Below are 16,875 nucleotides of genomic sequence, written 5' to 3' on the forward strand. Positions count from 1 at the left end.
CCTGCCTCCTACTCGATTTTATTTTTCAACAGCTCAGATAGATTCCCTTTCCCGTACAGATGCAGCGCACCGACGGCGACAACGTAGCGCCCGGCGGGCAACTGCTGCAGGAAATGGCACCACTGCAGGTTCCGCTGGTGCATAAGCACATCGTATAACTCATCGCCAAAAGTAGTGGGCAGCAGGACTTTTTCGCGCGGCGGCGGTGACTCCAGCCACCAGCTAATCATTGTTTGCAGCAGGCGGGCGTTGGTGTGCCAGTGCGTCAGCGTGTCCGTTAACAGCGGCATGCCGCCATCGGGTAAGCGGGTAAGGAGATCGACCTGGTGCTGTGCACCTTCGAGTTCAATAACCGGTACCGCCAGCGTTTTTGCCGCCTTCAGCAGTTGAAAATCAACGCCATACTCGGCGCGTAGCCCCAGACGCTGTGCCTGGTGTGCCTGCAGCACCAGCGCAATCTGCCAGGCGGGCTGGTTATCCATCTGGCTTAGGGAGATCCCCAGCTCCCGGGTTAGTGACACCACCTGCGCCCAGCTATCGGCTGCCAGGCGCTGCTCAAGCGGAAGCTCGTCGGGGTCCTGCGGGAAAGGAGAGCCGCCTTCAGAAATATCGGCTTCCACAATCAGCGCATCGGCATCCCTGAGTTTAACCATCAGCTTTGCACAGAGCGGCACCATATCCTGCGTGCCCATATGAATGCTGCCGACCAGGTGAAGGTGGCGATCGTCTGGCAGTACAATATCCAGTGCAGGCCAGGGATAGTGGGTATTCGAAAGGTTTGAAAACAATGCGCTAATTCGCGATAGCAGACCCATTTGCAGACTCCCAGGCTAAAAAAGCATGCTACCGCTGCGACGGGGCTGGTGCAAATCTCCCCACGCCGGAAAGCGTGGGGAGGAGGTATTACTCTTTGGGTTTAAAGCGCAACAAACGGTTGGCGTTACTGACTACGGTAATAGAGGAGAGCGCCATGGCGGCTCCAGCGACGACCGGGTTGAGCAGCGTTCCGGTTAGCGGATACAAAATCCCTGCGGCAATCGGAATACCCAGCGTGTTGTAGATAAACGCGCCCACCAGATTCTGCTTCATATTGCGCAGCGTGGCTTTGGATATCGCCAGCGCATCGGCCACCCCCGTCAGGCTATGGCGCATCAGGGTAATCGCTGCGGTTTCGATAGCCACATCGCTGCCGCCGCCCATGGCAATTCCCACTTCCGCCTGCGCCAGCGCGGGGGCGTCGTTGATCCCATCGCCGACCATCGCAACCTGCCGCCCCTGCTGCTGCAGCTTTTTAATCGCTTCGGCTTTGCCGTCCGGCAAGACGCCTGCAATCACTTCGTCGATGCCTGCTTCTTTAGCAATGGCGTGCGCGGTGGTGGGGTTATCGCCGGTCAACATTACCAGGCGGTAGCCGTTACGGTGCAAACGTTGCAGAGCGCTGATGCTATCGGCGCGAAGCGGGTCGCGAATCGCAAACAAAGCCACCAGTTTCCCGTCAACCGCCAGCAGCACCGGCGTTGCCCCACGGCGTGCCTGCGCTTCTATTTCTGCCTCCATGGCTGCGGTATCGACGTTTTGTTCAATCATCAGCGCTTTGTTACCGAGTAATAACTGACGTCCTTCGGTTTCACCGCTAACACCCAGCCCACGCAAAGTGCGGAACGTATTCACCGGTGGCAATTCCACGCCTGCGGTTTTATCGAGAATCGCACGTGCCAGCGGGTGGCTTGAGCCCTGTTCCAGTGCGCCTGCCAGTCTTAATGCATTACTCTCTGACCAGTCGTTATCAGTGCTAATCGCGACAACCTGCGGTTTGCCTTCGGTCAGCGTGCCGGTTTTATCAAACACGATGGTATCGAGAGTGCTGGCGCGCTGTAGCGCATCGGCATCACGTACTAATACGCCAAACTCAGCGGCACGGCCCACGCCGGAAATAATTGACATCGGCGTAGCCAGCCCCAGCGCACATGGGCAGGCGATAATCAGCACCGTCGTGGCAATCACCAGCGTATAGACAATTTGTGGTGCCGGACCGAAGAAGTACCAGATTGCGGCGCTAAATAAAGCAATCAGCACCACTACGGGAACAAAGACCGCCGAGATTTTATCCGCCAGCTGGCCGATTTCTGGCTTGCTGCTTTGCGCCTGGCGCACCATACGAATGATGCGTGAAAGCGTTGTATGGTTGCCGGTGGCGGTGGCGCGGAACTGTACGCTGCCGTCTTGCACCACCGTGCCTGCATGAATCGGTTCGTCGTTCGATTTTTGTTGCGGCACCGGTTCGCCGGTCAGCATCGCTTCATCAAACCAGGCTTCGCCCTGGGTGATTTCCCCATCAACCGGCACGCGATCACCAGTGGTTAAACGCAGAATCATGCCTGCGGTCACTTCTGCCAGCGGCAGCGTCTTCTCACCTTCTTCGCTGACCACTCGCGCCGTTGGCGGCGTTAAATCCAGCAGCCTTTCCAGCGCCTTAGACGAGCGTTGGCGGGCGCGCTGTTCCAGCATATGGCCGAGGTTTATCAGACCGATAATCATCGCGCTGGCTTCGTAATAAAGATGGCGAGCTTCCATCGGGAAGTGCTGTGGCCAGATATTGACGGTAATGGAATAGATCCATGCCGCACCGGTTCCCAGAGCTACCAGCGTGTCCATGGTGGCGGTTTTGTTGAGCAAACTGCGCCAGGCGCTGCGGTAGAAGTGCCCACCGGCGAAGACCATCACGCCTAAAGTGACCAGGCCGATTGCCAACCATATTGAACGGTTGTCATCGGTGACTATCATATTGTCGCCAAACATCCCCCACACCATCACCGGGATGCCGATGGCAAGCGCCAGAATTGCCTGCCAGCGGAAGCGTTTAACGGCAGCGTTGGCGGTTTCTTGCTGGCGTTCGCGGCGTTTCGCATCGTCTTCGATGGCTTCAGCGCCATAGCCAACACTTTCCACCGCTTTAACTAAAGATTCGGCGGAGGCAGTGCCCATAATAAGGGCGCTGCGCTCGGCAAGGTTTACCCGCGCAAGGCTGACCCCGGGCACGTTTTGCAACGCACTTTGTACCCGGGTCACGCAGCTTGCGCAGCTCATGCCGTTGATCAACAACTGTTGGCTATCGTCGTTATCTTCGGTGGCTGCCGGAAGCGAAGGATTAGCCGCTGTCAGTGCTTCCGACGGGATTGATGACTCTGTCAGCGGATCAGACTTTGGGTGGCTGGCCGCTGTCGCTTCGTACCCGGCTTGTTTCACGGTGTTGATAAGCTCATCAACGGATGCCGTTCCGGTGACGCTGGCGTGAGTTTGTGTGACATCAGCCTGCTCAACGTCAGGGCGCTGCTCCAGGCTTTCTTTAACGCGTTTGACACAGTGGCCACAGGTCAGGCCGTCAAGATTGAGATCGATAACATGAGACATTTTCAGGCTCCTTTTTAGCAAGTTCGGTAAGCGTAAACCTTCCCCTCAGGGGAAGGTCAAGCGATAAACTTACTCTATTTCAAAATGAAGGCCTGCTGGTTGCTGGAAATTATTTGATAATCACTCATCGTTAAAGATTAATATTTTTAATTATTTTTTTCGATCGGATGCCTTGATAAATAGCTAATACCCGCTAAGGAGCGATAATTAAAAATATATTTTCAAAGGATTATCTGTGGGCGTATTAGCTAAGTAATAAATTTTTTCTGCCAGCTTTTCATTGCTCCGCCATGTACTACTGTTATCTAAAGTATTTCTATACGTGTTTGTTGCTGTCTTTATGTTTCAGCGCGTTATTACTTTTGTGGCTAAGCAGAGATTTCATATGAATAATATATATCGATTAGTATGGAGCCATGTTGCTAACGGCTATATTGCTGTTGCAGAAATATCTCGTGTCGGGAAAAAAGGCGGCAAAGCAGGAGCGGGGAGAAAAAAATTATTAGCCGCGACGATGGTCCTTGCCGGGAGCTATGCCAGTGCGGCAGTCGCCGATGATGTGCAATGGAGCGCGGCGTATCCAGGCTACGGATTCTCACCGCCTTTTGATACCGTACACGAAACGGGCTATGCCTTTAGCATTGATAGCCTGGGGGGCCAAAACCACTACGCTGCTGGCACCACGCTTAATGTATCAGGCCCGATACCGACGATTGACCCAGGTTCCAATGGCATAAATACCGGAGTGACGGTATTGAATGCGTTGCCGGGTGGGTCAGGTAGCGATCCGGGCCGAATTATTTCTATTAATGCTACCGACTCCAGGGGAACGTCAACTGCGATTACTGAAGCTAATATTGCTCAGTACAGCTACTCGCCTGCGCCTGCCACCCCACAGGAAAACAAGGAGCTAAATGTTGAAGTTCCGGGGCTTGATGGTAGCTACCAGGTGATCAGCATTTATGACTCATCGACGTTTATCCCGGCAGTAGACGTCCAGGTCAGCAACATGATTTTGCCGGTTTTCGACCCGACCTCTACCCATATCTATAATAATTTTGGTATTGCTTCCGTGGCCGCTATCGGCGGGCAGGCGAATATTAATGTTGGCTCAAGCGACCCAAACGCGGCTATTGCCTCTGCTGCAAATACTATTGATTTACTGACTAAAAATTCCATACTGGCCAGGGCTGATGGCAGCGCAAGCGCGACCAGCAGCACGAGCTGGCTCTCCGATAACTATATCCACTTCAGACCGGCGATTGTTCTTTCCAGCGATACTCAAAGCATAACCGCACAAAGTTCGAAATATAATTTTACTATTACGCTGCCCCACTATGAACAAATTGGGCGGCGGGTGTTTTTACTGGGAAATAAAAGCTTCACCATTAATTCGTCAAGTGATATTGCCGAAGTGAACGACTTCCTGACCGGCAAGGGCGCGTATGACGGAAAACCGCAAATTCAGTATTGGTTAACCGCTGGAGCCACGGTGAATGGTGAGGTGATTGACTCATCGGTGGAGGCGCAGAATACCTATGACGCGATTATCACCGGCATGCTGGCGCAGGAAGAGAACACCAGTATCAAACTGACTTATCACGTCTGGAATGACAAAGGGGCTCATAATAATAACGCGACGGTAGGTACCGGGAATTTAAACGTTATTTATGCCACTGGAGCGAATGCGTCAGGGTTGGTCACCGCGGATGGCAGCCTTGCGGTTGATGGCGCCTCTGCGGTTATGCGGGCCGACAATAACGGGCTTATCACCAATAACGGATCCATCAACGCCTGGCGTAGCAGCGCCAGCAGTCCAACCTCGGTCGGCATGCTGACGGCAAACGCCCGAGCTATTAATAACGGTACGTTAAATGCCGGGCTATTTATTGAAAAAGATGGCAGTAACAAAAGTGTCTCTAACGCGGGCAGCGTGGGGATGGAGGGCAGCGGCAACAGTACTCTGAGCAACAACGGTCATATTAATGTCGCGATTACTGACACCACAACGAACAACGCGCGCGGCATTAGCGCGTCGGGAACGACGGCGGTCACCAACGCTGCCAACGCTACGATCGCGGTAGTCGACAATAGTAAAAATACAGCGGGCAAAGCGGGCGGTTACGGCGTTTATTTGCAGGACAGCGCCACCTTTACCAACGACGGTAATATTTACCTGGGCGTTAAGCCTGTTTTCGACACGACTGCGCCAACGCCAGTTCCTATGACGGGGGGAGATCTTTCTGCGGGTATTCACACGCAAAGTTCTGGAGTGGTAAATAACAGCGGCACTATTACTCTTGAAGAAAATACCCGTAATGCTGCCGGGATTTCCGTGCAGGGAGCGACCGGGGAGGTAACCAACAGCGGTACAATTAATGTTTTAGGTAAGCTGACCAACGGATCGGCGGCGGCGAACTATGGCCTGAACGTGGCGGATAATTCTGGCCCCGTGACTCACAGTGGCATTATTAATGTCGATGGTGATAACAATATCGCGATTAACGTTTTGGCACAGAAAGCGGGTGCTACAGTTTCCACAACCGCGGGTAGCGCCATTACCGTGGGGGCTGCAGGGGATACCGGTGGGAGCGATGGGCAGCCTTACACCTATCGAAACTATGCGGTTTATGCCGAAGGGCTGAATACCCGACATGCGCAGGTTAACCTGAATTCGACGATACGTTTGTTATCTGCCGGGGCAATTGGCGTCCACGCGCGTGGTGATGCCCTAATTGATATTAATGCCGCCTCCACGCTCACTTTTGAAAATACTCAACAGATAGGTTATTACGCCTGGGGTAATAAGGCGCAGATTAACCTCAGGAATGCGAATATTAATGATAACGGCCGGACAGGTTCCATTTTGTTTGCCGTGGATAATGGCGCCTCATTCGCTGGCGCATCGGGGGCTGCGGCGGCTTACCAATTAACGGTTGCGGGCGAGAACTCCACCGGGATTATTGCCAACGGTCTTGATGACAAAAATAACGCCGATGCCAGCGACGATATTTTGACCTCGCTGGATACCGGTACCGCCAAAATATTCGTCAATGGCGAAGGGGCGGTTGGCGTAAAAGTGACTGGCGGCGCACTGGGTACCATTACCGATGGCGGCATTGTTTTAGGCCATGATAATACGACGGCGGTGGTGGTGGATGGGCGTAACTACACCATCACCGGCTCCAAAGAAACAGATAATCAACACGTTACCAACGTCACTTCAAATGCTTCAATTACATCGGGTACGTCACAAAGCGGGATCACAGGTTACGACGTTTCTTATCAGGGCGTATTAAACCTTAACGGCGCTGGGATTTCGCTCTCTGGCACAGACAGCACCGGGATACGCCTGCACGACAACGGCACGGCGTTTGTGAGTGCGCCGGTTAGCGTTGCAGGCACCAATAATATTGGCGTCGATATTCAGAATAACGGCGTGTTGACCAATAACAATACGATTAGCGTTAGCGGTGCAACTGGCAGCGGCAATGTGGGTCTGCGCGTCGGTGGCGCGGGTGCGGTGGTGAACCGTCTTGGCACCGTGAATGCAACGGGTGGACTGGCGGCAGTACAGTTAACTGGTACGGGTGCCAACCTGACGGTCAACGGCACGGGCAACCATATCACGGCTTCTGGTGGAGCGGATGGCGTGAGAATGGACTCCGGCGCGACATCATTTACCGCGACCAACACGGTTATCGACATATCCGACAGCGGTGCCGGGATTAATAACAACGCCGACACCTCGAACATCAACCTTAACGGCGTAACGATTAACGCCTCGAATGGCCCGGCGATCCGCACGGCGGTCACGTTTAGCGCGGCGGGTGCCGGTAACACACTGAACGTTTCCGGAAACGGCCAGGGCTTTGCCTTTATGAATGCGAACGGCGACCCCACGACCGGGAATCTCACCATTGATAACGGCTACACCATCAACGGTAATGGCGCGGGCAGCGTCGGGATTCTGGCGAGAACCACGGATAACGTGACGTCTGGCGCGACCATCAATATGGCGGCGGGCGCAGGGTCGGCAATTGTCGCAACCGATGGCGTGGCGGGCGCCAGCCGTACCATCACGAACACCGGTAATATCACCAATCTGGGCGCGGGCGCACCCGTTATTGATGCGTCAGGCAGCGGCAATACCACTGTGAATAACAGCGGCTCGTTGTTGGCGGCAGATGCCACGGCGCAGGCGATTTTGACCGGGAATGGTAACGATGTAGTGGCATTGAGCGGCGCGGGTGCTGATACCCGTGGCGAAATTGTGTTAGGCAGCGGTAACGACCAGTTTAGCTGGACGGCGGGTGCTTACACCGGCGGCGTCACCTTTACCGGTGGGGATGGTAACGACAGCGCCACGCTTGGCGATGTTTCGCTGGCAAACGTCACGCACATTCTCAGCGAAGGCGGCACCAACAATACGTTGACGCTCAACGGTACGCATCAGGGAACCGCCCCTGCGTTATTGGGAAGTTTTACCGCGGACGACCTGGTAAAAGGCACCAATATTGGCACCGGATGGAGCACCCTGACCCTGGATGGCGATGCCACCGATGCGCGTATTGTTGACGACCTGACGCTTGCAGGTGTTCAGGCAATCAACATCAATAACGGCGCGACCCTACGCTCGGGCGACAGTGCCTCGACACCCGGTGACGCTACCCTTCATCATTACAATATTTCTACTTCCGGCGCGACGAGCCTGCTCTCTTTTGATGGCGCTGGCGACCAGATTTACAGCGGAATTATCAGCGGCAGCGGCGGTATGGAACGCATCGGCGCGGGCAAAACCACGCTGCTTGGCGACAACACCTACACCGGTAATACCTGGATCGGCGCAGGAGCGGAGCTGTCGCTCGGTGACGGCGGAACGGTGGGGAGTTTGTCCCAAACTACCAATATCACCGACGACGGTATTCTGACGGTAAATCGGGCAGATGAAGTGACGCTAAACGGCGTGATTTCGGGTAGTGGCGCGTTCCATCAGGTCGGTTCTGGTGTGACGCGTTTGGGTGGCAATAACAGTTATGCAGGAACAACCGATGTCGAACAAGGTACGCTACTGATTAACGGTGTGCAGAGCGGCGCTGGGCTGACCACGGTGATGTCGGGAAGCACGTTGGGCGGATACGGTACGATTAATTCTGATGTGGTGTTCCAGACCGGAACCACCTTACGTCCGGGTGATGACAGCCGTGGCAACGGCACCGGTACGCTGACCATCAACAAAAATCTGACCCTGGCTTCGGATACCAATAGCAAATTCCAGTTGGGTGAAGTTTACCAGGCCGGTGGTGCACTAAATGACCTGGTAGATGTGAAAGGTAATCTCACGCTGGATGGTGCATTAAATGTAGCGCTAACTTCGGGTGGGGCTTTCTTGCCAGGGGTATATCGCCTGTTTAACTACGGTGGCACTCTGGTCAATAACATCATGGAGATTGTATCGCTTCCTCCTAATGATGCGCTTGATTACGCCATCCAGACCAACATCGACAAACAGGTTAACCTGGTTCTTAACTTTGTGGACCCGTCTCAGGCATTACAGTATTGGGATGGGGATACCAATGCTAAACATGATAATGGCACCATTGATGGTGGATTCGGGCACTGGACAAAACAGATTTCCGGCAGCAGCAATAACTGGACACAGCCAGGGGCTGGTAACGCTCCATGGGCACAAGATGCATTTGCCGTATTCCAGGGTACGGCAAATGAAGTTCGGGTAAGTAACGTTAATGGTACCGTTGTCACCTCCGGAATGCAGTTTGATACGAACGGATATGTGCTGAATGCCGATCCAGATCATCTTAATTCACAACTGAACTTTGTTGCCACCAACCCCCCAGGAAAATATACCCCGGATAACAACTATGAATCGCAAGGTGCGACTTATGCGGATAGTTACTTTGCAATTCGCGTTGGGGCGGGGGCTAGCGGGGCGAATGTCAACACGACGATCAATGTCGATCTGGTGCAGGACGACCTAACGAGTGAACAGATTCGTTTGTTAAAAACCGATCCGGGTCGCCTGATCCTAACCGGTAATAATGTCATTACTGGTGGTGTTGAAGTGTGGAACGGCATACTTAATATCAATAATGACAATGCGCTTGGCACAACCAGTAATTCAGTACTGTTGAAAAACGGGGCTACTTTCCAGGCTGGGGCGGATCTGACAACATCACGTTTGTTCTTTGTTGGGGGGATGGGGGGCGGTGCGCTGGATGTCTTCGGCCATACTTTCACTCCGACAGGCGTGATTGGTGGCGATGGTCCGCTGGTCATTAAAGATACTTCCGCAAACCCTGATAACGGCGTACTGGACCTTGGGGTGAAAAATACCTATCTCGGTAAGACCAGCATCATCGGTAAAAACGGTAACGGTTTATTGACCGTCAACGCTGACGTCACTGGTGCATTCGGCCAGCAAGACAGCCAGATTTCAATGACGAATCAAGTGCGGTTAAATTTTAATAAATCTGCTATTGGTGAGGCGCACACTTTCGCGGTCAACAACTCCACCCTGGCGTTTAATGACACCGCAGGAGCAGGTCAAAGCACCATTAATCTGACCAACAGCGGTCACGCGGAATTTAACGGCAGCAGCCAGGGCGATACCGCCAATATTACGGTCGATGCCACTTCACTGCTGGCGTTAAACGACAGTGCAGATGCCGGTTCCGCGACTGTGGCAAACAGCGGCAAAGTTCTTTTTGCCGACAATGCGCAAGGCGCGGGCGCGGTAATATCTAACCTTGCGGGTGGTTTAGTTGATATCAGCGCTGCTTTGGCAAGCACCTCGGTCGGTTCCTTATCGGGTGCGGGTAACGTGGTTCTTGGCGCGGCAACATTGGTCGAAGGGGCGTTAAGTCGTAACGACACCATCAGTGGCATTATCAGCGGCAGCGGAAATCTGGTGAAAACCGGCAGCGGCACGCTAAATCTCACCGCCGACAATACCTGGACTGGCACCGCCAACGCGCAACAGGGCGTGCTGCTGATAAACGGTAATCAAGCCGCAGCAACCGGAAAAACCACCGTCAACAGTGGCGCAACTCTTGGCGGTGCGGGCGTGCTGGGTGGCAGCGTAGAAGTTGATAACGGCGGCCATCTGGCGGCGGGCCAGGACCTTTCAAGCGTTGGCGTACTGGAGATGGGCCCATTAACACTCAATCAGGATTCGCAGGTCGACTTCCAGTTCGGCAGGCCTTATACCGTGGGTGGTTCACTTAACGATCTCATTAATATCAATGGCGATCTTAATCTCAACGGTAAACTGAATATTACCCAGACACCGGGCGGATCGTTTGATGTTGGCGTTTATCGCGTCTTCAACTACACCGGGTCTCTGCGCGACAACATTCTGGATATCGGCACCGCACCGGCTGCGGCAGACGATCTCTATGTACAAACGTCAATTGCCGGGCAGGTTAACCTGGTGAATCGTACCGGAGCAGTCATGCGCTTCTGGGATGGAACGGGTGGTGAGATTAAAAACAACGGCGTGATTAACGGCGGCGATGGTATCTGGCAAAACAATCGTGGCAATGACAACTGGACGACCGATATCACCACGCCGGATGGCCGCTTTAATACCCCATACAGTAACGGATCGTTTGCGGTGTTTGGCGGTAAATCGGGGAATGTCACGGTTGATACCAGCCTGGGCGAAGTGGCCATTAGCGGTGCGCAATTCACCACCAACGGTTATGTGATTGGGGGGGATAATATTACCACGCATACCGCAGATACCCAGATTCGCGTAGGAGACGGCTCCATTCCGGGCGCACTTTACACCGCGACCATTAACTCCGTAATCGACGGCGAAGGCGGCATCAACAAAACCGACTTCGGGACATTAATCCTGAGCGGGAATAACCAGTATCACGGCGGAACGTGGGTCAGCGGCGGGGTGCTGCAGGTTTCTGCCGACCACAATCTTGGGGCAGCAGGAACCGGCATTGGCCTGAGCGGCGGCACTCTGCGCTACGGCGCGGTGTTTGATACGGCACGCGTGGTCACGCTTTCAGACGGCGGCGGGGCGGTTGATACCAACGGCAGTTCAGTTTCGCTGTTAAGCATGGTCACCGGTAGCGGTACGTTCACCAAACTGGGCGACGGTAAACTAACCCTCACGCAAGACAGTACCTTTGACGGGCAAACCGTCATCCGCAATGGCACATTGCAACTGGGGAATGGCGGAGCGGGGGGCAGCGTAACGGGCGATATTGTTGATGATGCAACGCTTGCGATTAACCGAAGCGATACCTTAACGCTTAACGGGAATATTTCCGGCAGCGGACAAGTTTTGCAGCAGGGCAGCGGCACTACTTTGCTTAATGGTCAAAATAGCTGGAGCGGTATTACCCTGGTAGAAAGGGGGACTCTCGCGGCCGCCAGTCATAATAGCTTTAGCCGTCAGTCGACACACATTGTCAGCAGCGGAGCAACACTCGATACCGGCGGCTTTAACCAGACCGCAGGCAATGTCTATAACCAGGGAACAATTAATCTGCGCGGCGGCGATGTGGGCTCGACGCTCACCGTGAACGGCAGCTATGTGGGTGACAACGGCACGGTGAAAATCGCCGCACAGCAGCACAGCCCTGGTGTGGCCGATCATTTAGTGATTAACGGCGGTACGGCGAGCGGCCACACGCTGCTGGATATCGACGTCAGCCAGCTTGGCGAACCGACAACCGGCGACGGTATTCTGGTTGTCGAAGCGGTGAATGGCGCGACGACGACCGTCCAGACTACCAAAGATGCGTTTAATATCGGCGGCGATGTGCTTACCGCCGGTGCCTGGGAATACCAGCTATTTGCCGGGAACCAACAAGGTGCGGGGGAAGACTGGTTCTTACGCGCGGGTTATCGCCCGGACGTTCCAGGGTTTGATACGCTGGCGGCGATTATTCGCCAGGCTGATTTAGCCGTGCTTGGCACGCTTCATCAACGCGTCGGTGACGAACAACCATGGCAGGCCGATATTCCTGAAGATCGGGAAGGGCGTTTCTGGGCGCGTTACATCGTGAAATCGGTCGATCAGCAGCATGACGATCCGACGAAATCCCAGAGCAGCACCAACTACAACGGTATGCAGATGGGGCTGGATCTTTATCAGGATGATAAATGGCGTGCCGGTTTGTATACCACCTTCATGGATATCGACAGCTCAATCAATGGCATGACCGGGATGAGCAGCGGCGCGGCGTATAACTCGACCTTCTCATCCTATTTGGGGGGCTACGGAACCTGGACCGACACCGACGGTTTCTATGTCGATAATGTCTTACAGTACGGCTACCACTCGGTTGATTTGAAAAACATGAGCGATCGTGAGACTTACCATCCTGATGGCAACTCCTTTGTGGCGTCCGTTGAGGTGGGTAAGCCGTGGCAATTAGGCGACAGCAGCTGGCTGATAGAGCCGCAGGCGCAACTTATCTATCAATACAGCGATTTTGACGATGTCACGCTGACCGAACGGGCAAAAACCAAAGTTCTGGTGGAGGCTGATGGGGCGGTTATCGGCCGTCTTGGCGTGCGCCTGGCGGCAGATTACGATACCGATTACGGTAAAGTGAAACCCTATGCCCGGGTTAACTATTGGCAGGAGCTGTCGGATGGCCAGGATAGCGTGACGTATCGAAATGCGGCCAATAGCGCGGGAACGACGAAAATCAATGCTAACCAGCACTTCCAGACTACCGAAGCTGCGGTGGGGGCGACATGGGCCGTGACTACGGAGGTGCAGACCTATACCGAAGTGGCGAAAACCTGGGATAACGGTGGCGATACTCAAGTGGATTCTGATATTTCCGCATCGGTCGGTATAAAAATTCGCTTCTGATAAAACCTCTGCACCCAAACGGGGGCGGGGGTATACTTTCGTAGACGGAAATTCAGGAGGAAAAATGAACATCAGTGATGTGGCGAAAAAAACCGGTTTAACCAGTAAAGCGATCCGTTTTTACGAAGAGAAAGGGCTGGTGACCGCGCCATTGCGTTCTGAAAACGGCTATCGCAGCTACACGCAAAAGCATCTGGATGAGCTGACGTTGCTGCGCCAGGCGCGCCAGGTGGGGTTTAATCTCGAAGAGTGCCGTGAACTGGTTAATCTTTTTAACGATCCCGCTCGCCATAGCGCGGATGTCAAAGCGCGCACCTTGCGCAAAGTTGCGGATATCGAAAAGTATATTGAAGAGCTTCAGGGGATGCGCCAACGGCTGCTGGCGCTGGCGGACTCTTGCCCTGGCGATGACAGCGCGGATTGCCCGATTATTAACAATCTTGCGGGCTGCTGCCACCACCAAAAACTGGCTTAAACCGCCTGTATTTTCAAGGTGATGCCTTCGATGGCGGTGACAATCACCTCGGTGCCCGCCGCTAAATCGCTATCTGCCATCACCGGCCATGAGCTATCCGCCACCCGTACATGGCCGCGCCCATTGACCAGCGCCGTTTCCAGCCGCAAACGGCGGCCAACAAGCTGGTGGCCGCGCTGGTTGAGCACGGCGCCGGGTTCCTGCTGCCTGCGCGTTGACAGCCAGCGCCACCACAGAAAAGCAGCAGCCAGGGTGAGGGCAGCAAAGCATACCCCCTGCCATTCCCACCCCAGCGGCAGCACCCACACCAGCAAACCGGTCAGCACCGCCGCCACGCCGCTCCATAGCAAATAGCCGCTGGCGCCGAGCATTTCCGCCGCCAGCAGCAGGCCTCCCAGCGTTAGCCAGAAAATATGCGCATGGGTAAACAGCAGGGCTATCATTTTTTACGCTCGGTACCGCTTTGCGCGATAAGTTCGCTGATTCCGGCAATCGACCCCATCAGGCTGGTGGCATCCAGCGGCATTAACACCACTTTGCTGTTGTTGGCAGAGCCAATCTGCTGCAGCGCATCGGTATATTTCTGAGCCACAAAGTAGTTCACCGCCTGAATATCCCCTTTGGCGATAGCCTCAGAGACCATTTGTGTGGCGCGGGCTTCCGCCTCGGCGCTACGTTCACGGGCTTCCGCCTGCAGGAATGCCGACTGGCGTTCGCCCTCTGCTTTCAGGATCTTCGACTGTTTTTCACCCTCGGCTTTGACGATCTCCGCCTGGCGAATCCCCTCGGCTTCCAGAATATAGGCGCGCTTGGTGCGTTCGGCTTTCATCTGCGCATTCATCGCATCAATCAATTCAGCCGGTGGGCGCACGTCGCGAATTTCGATACGGGTAATTTTAATCCCCCACGGATTGGTGGCTTCATCAACGATATGCAGCAGACGGGTGTTGATGTTGTCACGCTGGGAGAGCATTTCGTCCAGCTCCATCGAGCCCAGCACGGTGCGGATGTTGGTCATGGTGAGGTTGATAATCGCCAGTTCCAGATTGCTCACTTCATAGGCCGCGCGCGGGGCGTCGACAACCTGAATAAAGCACACGGCATCAATAGAAACGTTGGCGTTATCTTTGGAGATGACTTCCTGGGATGGGATATCGAGGACTTGCTCCATCATATTGATTTTGCGGCCAATACGGTCCATAAACGGCACCACAAGGCTCAGTCCTGGCATCAGCGTTTTGGTATAACGACCGAATCGCTCTACGGTCCACTGGTAGCCCTGCGGCACGATTTTTACCCCAGCACCTACGATAATCAGTGCGACGAGGATCAGTACGGGAATGATAATTAGCATTAAAAAACCTCCGGGTTGTTTTAATGTCAGTCTACCCCCTAATACAAAAACATTCAGTGACTTCCCTGTCCTGAATCGTGCATTGACTCAATAGAGTAATGAATACATCTGGCGGCGGTATTTTGATGCCAGCGCATCGCCGGTGCCCAGGGCTGCGAGGATCTCCATCAGCATTTTGCGCACTTGCCCATCGGCGGCGGCGAGATCTTTTTTCAGATGGCTAAACAGCAGTTCCAGCGCCTCTTCGTTGCGTCCGACCTGATGCAGCTGCAGCGCCAGCTGGCTGGCTAACAATGCGTTTTCAGGATCTTGTTCAACCTGCTGTTGCAGCTGCTGAATTTCTGGCGTGTCTGCTGCTTGTTTCAATAAATCTATTTGAGCCACCAGCCCCTGATAACGGGTGTCCTGATCCTGTAATGGGATCGTTTTCAGCACCGCCTCAGCCTCTTCGCTGCGGTTGAGCGCAATTTGCACCTCCGCCAGCATCAGGCCAATTTCGCTATTCTGATTAGAAATCTGCCACGCATCTTTCAGCAGCGGCAGCGCTTCGGCGTGTTTGCCTTCTTGCATCAACAACATCGCTTCTTGCGCTTTCAGCTCTTCTTCACGCGGCAGAACCTTTTCCAGCAACGCACGAATCGCTTCTTCTGGCTGCGGCCCCTGGAAACCGTCAACCGGCTGCCCATTCTGGAACAGATAAACCGTTGGAATGCTGCGCAAACCAAACTGAGAAGCGACCATTTGCTCGGCATCGCAGTCCACTTTGGCAAGCACAAACTGGCCCTGATACTGCGCGGCAAGTTTATCCAGAACCGGCGTGAGCTGTTCACAATGCTGGCTACGAGCAGACCAGAAATAGAAAAGAACAGGCGTAGTAACAGACTGTTCCAGCACCTGGTGCATATTCGCTTCGGTAATGTCGATGTTGTAAGACATAAATCAATTCCTTATAAAGATTTGCTTTTACATGGGGGTTGGCGGCAAACGCTTCAACTAACCACGTAAAATTTTATCTAACATGCGGGCCGGCAACAGGCGGCGCAACCACGTTAAAGCGTGGGCGACCAGCGTTACCGGATAGCGCAATTTAGGCTTCGGGTTTTCAAAAGCATGGCGCACTTTTTCCACTACCGCTTCCGGGCCAAGCGTAAAGCGTGCGGCGATCCCCGGATTTTCAACCGGCTGGTCGGCTTGCGTTTGATTGACGTTGTGCGTGAACCGGGTGCGAATCGGGCCTGGCTCAATCAAACTGACTTTAATCCCGCTGTGATGCAGCTCCATGCGCAGCGCGTCAGACCAGGCTTCCAGCGCGTATTTACTGGCGGCATAGGCTCCGCGCCCGGGCGTTGCCACCAGGCCCATCACCGAACTGGTCATCACAATGCGCCCTTCACGGTGCGGCAGCATGGCCGGCAGTAGCAGCATGGTGAGCTGGTGGGTACCAAAAAAGTTAGTTGAAAACTGCTGTTCAAGCTGCTGGCGAGAGATCGACTGCAACGGGCCATAAACGCCGTATCCGCCATTATTAAACAACCCGTACAGGCGGTTTCCCGTGAGTTCGATAACCTGCGCCGCCGCCGCTTGCACGCTTGCGGGGGAGTCGAGGTCGAGCAACACGCCGGTAAATCCGGCCTGGTTCATACGCTCGATATCCTCAGGCTTACGGCAGGCGGCCAGAATGCGGTATCCCAGATGATGCAGTTCATGAGCGCAGGCAAGGCCAATTCCACTGGAACAACCTGTAATTAAAACTGATTTTTGCATAACTTT

General features: G+C 54.2%; 8 protein-coding genes. 2 read left to right on the top strand and 6 right to left on the bottom strand.

Features of this window, described 5'->3' with window-relative positions; translation table 11 throughout:
- Nucleotides 1-8: 8 nt before the first annotated feature.
- Nucleotides 9-815: a TraB/GumN family protein gene (locus EHN07_RS04850; RefSeq protein WP_124023062.1), complete on the bottom strand. Its 807-nt coding sequence runs from the start codon at nt 813-815 to the stop codon at nt 9-11.
- Nucleotides 816-903: 88 nt separating this feature from the next.
- On the bottom strand, nt 904-3,411 hold the full coding sequence (copA, locus tag EHN07_RS04855) for a copper-exporting P-type ATPase CopA (RefSeq protein WP_124023063.1): 2,508 nt from the start codon (nt 3,409-3,411) through the stop codon (nt 904-906).
- A gap of 385 nt (nt 3,412-3,796) precedes the next feature.
- Between copA and EHN07_RS04860 the strand changes: the two genes are divergently transcribed.
- Nucleotides 3,797-13,276, top strand: a complete 9,480-nt coding sequence (locus tag EHN07_RS04860; protein WP_124023064.1) for an autotransporter-associated beta strand repeat-containing protein — start codon at nt 3,797-3,799, stop codon at nt 13,274-13,276.
- 64 nt (nt 13,277-13,340) lie between these two features.
- Nucleotides 13,341-13,751: a Cu(I)-responsive transcriptional regulator gene (gene cueR, locus EHN07_RS04865; RefSeq protein ID WP_124023065.1), complete on the top strand. Its 411-nt coding sequence runs from the start codon at nt 13,341-13,343 to the stop codon at nt 13,749-13,751.
- Here cueR and EHN07_RS04870 read toward each other — a convergent pair.
- From EHN07_RS04870 to EHN07_RS04885, 4 genes are all read right to left on the bottom strand, one after another.
- Nucleotides 13,748-14,194: an NfeD family protein gene (locus EHN07_RS04870; protein WP_124023066.1), complete on the bottom strand. Its 447-nt coding sequence runs from the start codon at nt 14,192-14,194 to the stop codon at nt 13,748-13,750. The two genes, cueR and EHN07_RS04870, sit on opposite strands and share 4 nt — an antisense overlap.
- The gene (locus EHN07_RS04875; protein ID WP_124023067.1) at nt 14,191-15,105 is read right to left on the bottom strand and encodes an SPFH domain-containing protein; all 915 of its coding nucleotides are present in this window, start codon (nt 15,103-15,105) and stop codon (nt 14,191-14,193) included. Before EHN07_RS04875 ends, EHN07_RS04870 begins: the two co-directional genes overlap by 4 nt.
- Before the next feature lie 87 nt (nt 15,106-15,192).
- Nucleotides 15,193-16,041: a co-chaperone YbbN gene (locus tag EHN07_RS04880; RefSeq protein WP_124023068.1), complete on the bottom strand. Its 849-nt coding sequence runs from the start codon at nt 16,039-16,041 to the stop codon at nt 15,193-15,195.
- Between the two features lie 57 nt (nt 16,042-16,098).
- Nucleotides 16,099-16,869 carry an SDR family oxidoreductase gene (locus tag EHN07_RS04885; RefSeq protein ID WP_124023069.1) on the bottom strand — a complete coding sequence of 257 codons (771 nt, stop codon included), beginning with the start codon at nt 16,867-16,869 and terminating at the stop codon, nt 16,099-16,101.
- Between the last annotated feature and the right edge of the window lie 6 nt (nt 16,870-16,875).

The sequence above is a fragment of the Buttiauxella warmboldiae genome, from assembly GCF_003818135.1.
In the GTDB taxonomy this organism is placed as follows: Bacteria; Pseudomonadota; Gammaproteobacteria; order Enterobacterales; family Enterobacteriaceae; genus Buttiauxella; species Buttiauxella warmboldiae.

Excerpts from the sequence above, each read along its gene's own strand:
- EHN07_RS04880 (WP_124023068.1), bottom strand. The coding sequence starts at position 16,041 with ATGTCTTACAACATCGACATTACCGAAGCGAATATGCACCAGGTGCTG.
- EHN07_RS04870 (WP_124023066.1), bottom strand. The coding sequence starts at position 14,194 with ATGATAGCCCTGCTGTTTACCCATGCGCATATTTTCTGGCTAACGCTG.
- EHN07_RS04860 (WP_124023064.1), top strand. The coding sequence starts at position 3,797 with ATGAATAATATATATCGATTAGTATGGAGCCATGTTGCTAACGGCTAT.
- EHN07_RS04885 (WP_124023069.1), bottom strand. The coding sequence starts at position 16,869 with ATGCAAAAATCAGTTTTAATTACAGGTTGTTCCAGTGGAATTGGCCTT.
- cueR (WP_124023065.1), top strand. The coding sequence starts at position 13,341 with ATGAACATCAGTGATGTGGCGAAAAAAACCGGTTTAACCAGTAAAGCG.
- copA (WP_124023063.1), bottom strand. The coding sequence starts at position 3,411 with ATGTCTCATGTTATCGATCTCAATCTTGACGGCCTGACCTGTGGCCAC.
- EHN07_RS04875 (WP_124023067.1), bottom strand. The coding sequence starts at position 15,105 with ATGCTAATTATCATTCCCGTACTGATCCTCGTCGCACTGATTATCGTA.
- EHN07_RS04850 (WP_124023062.1), bottom strand. The coding sequence starts at position 815 with ATGGGTCTGCTATCGCGAATTAGCGCATTGTTTTCAAACCTTTCGAAT.